The 2,551-nt window shown below is 74.4% G+C and carries 2 protein-coding genes; one reads left to right on the top strand and one right to left on the bottom strand.

What is annotated here, in order from left to right:
- Positions 1-138 precede the first annotated feature (138 nt).
- Positions 139-1,749, top strand: coding sequence for an ATP-dependent DNA ligase (locus AOK16_RS23750; RefSeq protein WP_079101706.1), 1,611 nt, complete (start codon positions 139-141; stop codon positions 1,747-1,749).
- Here the strand turns inward: AOK16_RS23750 and AOK16_RS23755 are convergent.
- Entirely contained in the window at positions 1,746-2,519 is a 774-nt protein-coding gene (locus AOK16_RS23755) for a VOC family protein (protein WP_055474174.1), read from the bottom strand. The genes AOK16_RS23750 and AOK16_RS23755 overlap by 4 nt on opposite strands.
- Between the last annotated feature and the right edge of the window lie 32 nt (positions 2,520-2,551).

Genomic DNA, 2,551 nt, shown 5'->3' on the forward strand with positions numbered 1-2,551 from the left:
GAGACAGGAGCGCGGCCGTCCCTGGGGGGACTGGGCCGGGGCGGCCGCGCTCTGGTGGGGGTGAAGCCCGTGCGGCGGGTGCGGGTTTCCACGCCCGCAACCCGGCAGGAATCGGTGGCTCGCGCGAGCATGGATGGCATGTTGCTGGGTGAGGTGGTGCGGACCTCCGGGGAGGTCGCGGGGACCGCCGCGCGGTCGGAGAAGGTGGCGTTGTTGGCCGGGTTGTTTCGGAGGGTGGAACCCTCCGAGGCGGCGGTCGTGATCACGTATCTCGCCGGGCGGTTGCCGCAGCGGAAGATCGGGGTGGGGTGGGCCGCCCTGCGGGAGCCCGTACCGGCCGCCGCCGAGGCCCGGCTGAGCGTCCTCGATGTGGATCGGGCCTTCGAGGCCATCGCCGCCGTCAAGGGGAAGGGGGCCCTGGGCGAGCGCAAGCGGCTGGTGCGGGAGCTGCTCGGTGGAGCCACCGCCGACGAGCAGGGGTTCCTCTACCGCCTCATCGGTGGCGAGCTCCGGCAGGGCGCGCTGGACGCGTTCGCTGTGGACGGGCTGGCGGCGGCCGCCGGGGCGGAGCCCGCCGACGTACGCCGGGCTGTCATGCTCGGCGGCTCGCTGGGCGCCGTCGCCGAGGCGCTGCTCGGCCGCGGCCCGGCCGCGCTCGCCGACTTCCGGCTCGAAGTCGGCCGCCCGGTCCTGCCGATGCTCGCGCACACCGCCAAGGATCTGGACGAGGCGCTGGACAAGCTCGGCCCGTGCGCGGTCGAGGAGAAGCTCGACGGGATCCGGGCTCAGGTGCACAAGGACGGCGGCAGCGTCCGGGTGTTCACGCGCACGCTCGACGACATCACCGAGCGGCTGCCCGAAGTCATCGCGGCCACCGGGGAGTTGGCTGCGTCGCGCGCGGTACTCGACGGCGAGGTCATCGCGCTCGGCGCGGACGGGCGGCCGCGGCCGTTCCAGGAGACCGCGGGCCGGGTCGGCAGCCGCCTGGACGTGAGCGGCGCCCAGGCCTCGCTGCCGCTCTCCCCCGTCTTCTTCGACCTGCTGTCGGTCGACGGCCGCGACCTGCTGGCCTTGCCGGTGACCGAGCGGTACGCGGAGCTGGCCCGGATCGCGCCCGAGCCCCGGCGCGTACGCCGGCTGGTGGTCACCGATCCCGCGGACGCCCAACAGCGCGCCCGGGCAAGGGAGTTCGCGGACGAGGTATTGGAGCGCGGGCACGAGGGCGTGGTCTTCAAGGCGCTGGACTCGGCGTACAGCGCGGGCCGCCGCGGCTCCTCCTGGCTGAAGGTCAAGCCGGTGCACACCCTGGACCTGGTGGTCCTGGCCGCCGAGTGGGGGCACGGGCGGCGCACCGGGAAGCTGTCCAACCTCCACCTGGGCGCCCGCCGCCCCGACGGCTCCTTCGCCATGCTGGGCAAGACCTTCAAGGGTCTGACCGACGCGCTGCTCGCCTGGCAGACCGAGCGGCTGCGGGAGATCGCCGTCGGCGACGACGGCTGGGTGGTGACCGTACGGCCCGAACTGGTCGTGGAGATCGCCTTCGACGGGGTGCAGCGCTCCTCCCGCTACCCGGAGGGGGTCACCCTGCGCTTCGCGCGCGTGCTGCGCTACCGGGAGGACAAGACGGCGGCGGAGGCCGACACCGTGGCGACGGTCCTCGCCCTCGGAGGTTCGAAGGGCCGGAGAGAGCCGAAGGAGCCGAGGGAGTCGAGGGAGCCGAGGGAGTCGAAAGCGCGGCCAGAGGCCTAGGGTTCGGTCCGCGCAACGCCCTCCGGGGTGTACACCGCGAACGCGCCGCCCTGCGGGTCGTAGAGGCCCGCGACCCGCCCTGTCCCGGGAATGTCCATGGCCGGGTAGCCCACCGAACCGCCCGCCTCCGTGGCCGTGTTGACGGCCGCGTCGACGTTGAGGACGGCGAAGTAGAGGGTCCAGTGCGGCGGGGCGCCTTCCGGGTAGCGCTCGTCCATCCGCACCATACCGCCGAAGTTCCGGCCGCCCACGCCCCAGTGGACGTACGGACCGCCCTCGGCCGACCAGCCGAACACCGACCCGTAGAACGCCTCCGCCGCGGCGGTGTCCCGGGTGGCCAGTTCGACCCAGCAGAGCGCGCCGGGCTCGTTCAGCCGGGCCGCGCCCCGGAACGTACGGGCCTCCCACAGCGTGAGGACCGCGCCGCCCGGGTCGGCGATCACCGCGTACCGCCCGAGGTCGAGGACGTCCGTCGGGTCGAGCAGCACCGTGCCGCCCGCCTTGGGGACCTCCCCGGCCGTCCCGTCCGCGTCGGCCACGGCGACGGAGAACGTCCAGGCGACCGGCTGACCCGCCGCCTGGTGGGGTACGAGGCCGGCGACCGGGTCGTCGTCAAGCAGCAGCCTGGTGTAGCCACCGGCCTCCGGGCGGGGGTCCGTCTCGGCGCGCCAGCCGAGCACCCGGCCGTAGAAGGCGGCGGCGCCCTCTGGGTCCGACGTCCCCAGCTCCGCCCAGGCGGGGGCGGAGAGCACCGGCTCGGTGATCTTCACGGGGCTCTCCTCACACGGGGGTTGGGGTCAGG

The sequence above is a fragment of the Streptomyces pathocidini genome (assembly GCF_001418495.1).
GTDB lineage: Bacteria > Actinomycetota > Actinomycetes > Streptomycetales > Streptomycetaceae > Streptomyces > Streptomyces pathocidini.

What these genes read in the sequence shown, in the direction of transcription:
- AOK16_RS23750 (WP_079101706.1), top strand. Translation starts at nt 139, where the DNA reads ATGTTGCTGGGTGAGGTGGTGCGGACCTCCGGGGAGGTCGCGGGGACC.